Raw genomic sequence first — 4,362 nt, 5'->3', positions numbered from 1 at the left:
TGAAGGAACGGCGGTTCTCTACAACACGATCGCCAATCAGCTGGAGCGCGGCGGCATTGAGGATAGAACGGAGTACGAGGCGTTAATTATCGATTGCGGAGGCGGGACGACGGATGTGTCTTCCTGTATATTTAAGGTCGAAGACAGTACCGTCGCTTACAAAATCGATATTTGTACCTCTTACGAGAATGGCGATACGAACTTCGGGGGAAGCAACCTCACCTATCGCATTATGCAATATATGAAAATCGTCTTCGCCGACTATTACCGCCAGAGTTATGGCCATAACCGGCAGAGAATCGATATCGATAAAATGATCGATATTCCGGCAACGGACTTGTTCCGGCATGTCGACGAGCATGGCGTAGGTGATGTGTATGAGACGCTGGAGCAGCGCTACGCGGAAGCGGAAAGCGTGATTCCGACGCGGTTTAAGGAATATGAAACGCGGATGCGGGACGATTACCGCCGCGTGCGCGGCAATTATCACTTCCTGTGGGATTTGGCGGAGCGGCTGAAGACGGAGTTTTTCCGCCGGACGGCGATGCTTCGCGGGGGGTTCAGCACCGGCGTGAGCAGTGAATGGGAGGAAGGCGAGCTCCGAATATCGGCTGTTGAACGCTGGTCATTGGCCGTTCGCGAGCAAGAGCGTCTCGTCGAACGGGAGGAATGTCCCCCCATCGTGTTTACGATTCGGGAGATTACCCAGCTAGTGCGGGCAGACATATATGATGTTGTTCGGCAGTTCCTCGACGAGCTGTACCAAGATGGGCGGTTGCAGCGCTACTCCATTATTAAGCTGACGGGCCAATCCTGCCGGATTGACGTGTTCCGTGAAGCGCTCAAGGAATTCGTGCCGGGCAAAAGCATTGAATTCCGCCAGAAAACAGAGGAATCCGGGCGTGTGCCCGAGCTGAAGTTGGCATGCCTGCGCGGGGCAATCCGTTATTTGACCGCCTCCAAGGCGGGGTATATCGAAGCGTCAGTCACGAACGAGGCTGCTGCAGTCCCATATGCGGTGACGGCCTTCACCCATAGCGGACGTGAACGTACGCTGATGTCCAGCCTAGAGCGAACGGGCGGTACGCATGGCACGATTTCGCGGCCAATCGGCGCAACCGAAGTTGAGTTCCACTTGAAAGGGCTGGATGGCGCACAGCGCCATACCTATGTGTACCAGAACAGGGAAGAGTCGTTCAAGCCGGTGCTCTATGAGGAGATTGCAGCCTCTTACGGCGCAATAATCCCGCAGGATGAGACGGACTCCATCGCCAACGGCGAAGCGAAGTTTTTCGTATCCGCAGGCAATAGCCGCTGGGGCTTCGAGGTCGTGCCAGTTGCACGGATCGGCAGCCAGCTGCAGCTCGGGAAGAAACGGTTCTTTGCTTTCGAGAAGGACGCTTCGGAGCTGGATTTCTTTGATGGGATGAAATAGGGTGTAAGAAATAAATGGATTATTGAGGTGGTTGACATGCTAGCGGTTCGTTTCGCGATGAAACATACATTTGGTGCCACATTCAAGCCTGCGAAGCGCAATAAGAATGGGCTGTTGGAATTCAAAATGATGGGATTGGTTCGAGTCCTGCTGTATTGCAGTTTTATGTGTGCCATTACTGCAATAGTCATATTTCTACTGCCTGGGATGAGTGAGGGGGAGGACACAGCATCATTTATGCAGGTAATGATCCCTTCTGCGGTATTTCTTGGCCTGATGTCATTGATCCTAGGCAGGTACAAAATGCTGGTCAGCGAGCATGAAATTACGGTGCAAACCTGGCTCGGTCGCAAGTCGATCACATTCAACGAGATAGAGGGCGTTAAGTTTTCCCCGGTTCTTGGCGGACGCTTTATGCTGCAAGGGGCGGGTCGCGTTGTTGCTATCCAAGTCGAGACGGTTGGCTCAGCCGAACTTGTAGAGCTGTTGTGCAGCAAAGTCGGTGCGGAACGTTGCCATGAGGCTACAGAATTTATACGCAAGCGGACGCTTCAGCTAGCGAAATACAGCTAATGGACAAGACAAGCATTGGAGAGGAGGGATTGGCATGTTTACGGATCGTTATCCGAACTTCCATCGTGGGCGTATTCTGAAAACCGAAATGCTAGAAAGCTTGCGAGACTACCCGCGCAGCTTGGCGGGGCTGCTCTGGACTGAATATTCGGATGGCATTGTTGTCGGAGCGGAAATTCGGACCGACGGGGATGTACTCGTCGTTTCACGCGGCATCGTGAAGTGGGGAGACCGCCTCTATACGCTGGAAGAGGATATAAGAGTGCCGTACGAGGCGAATGGCCGGGAAACGGCGGTCAAGCTCCGGTTCCATGAGCCGGTTACGCGAAGCGATATCGTCTACTGCGAGACGCAGATTGTAGCCGACCCGGACGTAGCGATCCGGCGGGATGAGCTGGAGCTTGCGCGCTTTAAGCTGAAGGAAGGGGCGCGGCTGCGGCTCGACTATACAAGCTTTGAAGATATGACAACCGAGTATAACACGTTGAACCTGATCCATCGGCAGCATATCGGGCGCAAGCGGCATACGCTCTCACCGGCGGTAACGCGATATTTTGCAACGGAGCTGTTGAAGTCGGGCACCACCGATCCGTACGATGTCTCCTTCGCCATGCAGTGCTTGAACGGATCAACCGTTGATCGTGAGCTCATCGAGCTATACGCAGCCAACCGGCTGCGATCCGACCGCAAGCCGTACGACAATGCGCAGCTGCATCGGATGCTCGGGCGAATACTGGATGAGGCGGGAGCGGGCGTCCGCACGCGGCCAGATATGCGCCTGGGCGGAGCGCGGCGGGTGTTGGTGGATTAAAGATAAAGGGGACTATAGAGTACATAGTCCTTGTGCTTGCTGTTGTCTGAATTTTTCGAGAATGAAGGAGATGGTGAGATGGCAATATCGGCAGTTAGCTATGACCAATTGAGGGTTCTACCGTTTAATGTTAGTTTGCACCATGTAAAGCTAACGAAAAAAGTGAATGACCACGCCAGATTATTAATTACTGGAATCCTCCCAGAAGCAAAGGAAAATGATTACGCACGTTTGGCCGATGAGCAAACGTATATTGAGCTTGTATATAAAGATAACAACGGAAAGCAACAGCGATTGTTTCATGGCGATATCCTTCGGTTTCATGTAAGAGTCGAGAATCAAGTAAGTTGGCTGGAAGTAGAAGCGATCTCCCATACACACGCAATGGACCTCAAGCATGAAACACATTCCTTTCAGAACAAGTCTCTGCCTATCCCCGATTTAATGCAGAAAATCAGTGACAGCTATTCTAAAGGCGAAGTATTCAATACGTTCGATGAGAACAAGCGGCTAGACTCTTATATCCTGCAATATCAAGAGACAGACTGGCAGTTTCTGAAGCGTCTTGCCTCTCATTACCACACCGTACTCGTTCCAGTCTCGACAGAAGATAGCGTTCGTGTGTATTTAGGCATTCCTGACCATCGTGATGCAGGCAAGCTTGAGGCTACGCATTACCGGATGTATAAGGACATGCTCGCTTACCAGAAAGAAACGGCAAATGAGAAGAGTGGGCTTAGCGAACAAGACTTTATATGTTATGAAGTGAAATCGAATGACCGGGTGCTTGAGTTAGGCGACAAAGTCACCTTTAAAGGGCATAAGCTTCATGTCTTTGAGGTACTCACTGAAATGAAGCAAGGCCTGCTAACACATCAATATACGCTCTGTAATGCCAAGGCTGCTTATAGAAGAAAAAGATACAATTCTGCGTTAATTGGAGCATCGATTTCTGGGAAAGTAATGGAGGTCGTCCGAGACGAGGTCAAAGTACAGCTTGAATTTGATCAAGACTGGAGTCTAGCGAAAGCTATTCTTTTCCCCTATTCAACGATGTATGCATCAGACGACCAGACCGGCTGGTACTGTATGCCAGAGAAAGGGGACAGTGTCCGCATCTATTTTCCGAATGCGAAGGAAGCAGAAGGGATCGCCCTTAGTTCGGTACGGAAAAGGCTGCCTAACGAGGCTATGGCAAGCAGCTCGGGAGGGCATGGACAGAATAGCAAGACAACGGTCGTTCAACAAGAACAGTTACAGCCTATTATCAATTATGACAAAGATTTAAAAGACGACCTGATGGCTAATCCAAACACGAAGTTTTTGCTTACTCCGACAGGGCAGAAGATTACTTTCGAGGAAGATAAAATCACAATTACAGGAGCAACTGGTGGGGCAACCATCACACTCACAAGTGAAGGCACCATTATTCTGAATTGCGAGAAAAAAATTATGCTGCAAGCGAGCAAACAAATTGAAATGGTCTCTGAATCTATTATGATGGTCGCCAATCAAATTGAAATGTCCACGAAGGAAGGCAAAG

At 50.7% G+C, this 4,362-nt stretch carries 3 protein-coding genes and 1 pseudogene; all 4 read left to right on the top strand.

Annotated features, from left to right (window positions below):
- Positions 1-1,435: pseudogene (locus tag GON22_RS25370) on the top strand (molecular chaperone); the annotation flags it as partial.
- Between the two features lie 237 nt (positions 1,436-1,672).
- Positions 1,673-2,008 carry a hypothetical protein gene (locus tag GON22_RS25365; protein WP_160398848.1) on the top strand — a complete coding sequence of 112 codons (336 nt, stop codon included), beginning with the start codon at positions 1,673-1,675 and terminating at the stop codon, positions 2,006-2,008.
- Positions 2,009-2,042: 34 nt separating this feature from the next.
- Positions 2,043-2,819: a DNA and RNA helicase gene (locus GON22_RS25360; protein WP_160398847.1), complete on the top strand. Its 777-nt coding sequence runs from the start codon at positions 2,043-2,045 to the stop codon at positions 2,817-2,819.
- A 78-nt stretch (positions 2,820-2,897) separates the two neighbouring features.
- The coding region (locus GON22_RS25355) for a contractile injection system protein, VgrG/Pvc8 family (RefSeq protein WP_160398846.1) at positions 2,898-4,362 on the top strand (1,465 nt) is incomplete at its 3' end.

The organism is Paenibacillus sp. MMS18-CY102 (assembly GCF_009789195.1).
GTDB lineage: Bacteria > Bacillota > Bacilli > Paenibacillales > Paenibacillaceae > Paenibacillus_T.
The sequence above is the reverse complement of the archived record's forward strand: the minus strand, read 5'-3'. Positions and strand labels throughout refer to the sequence as shown.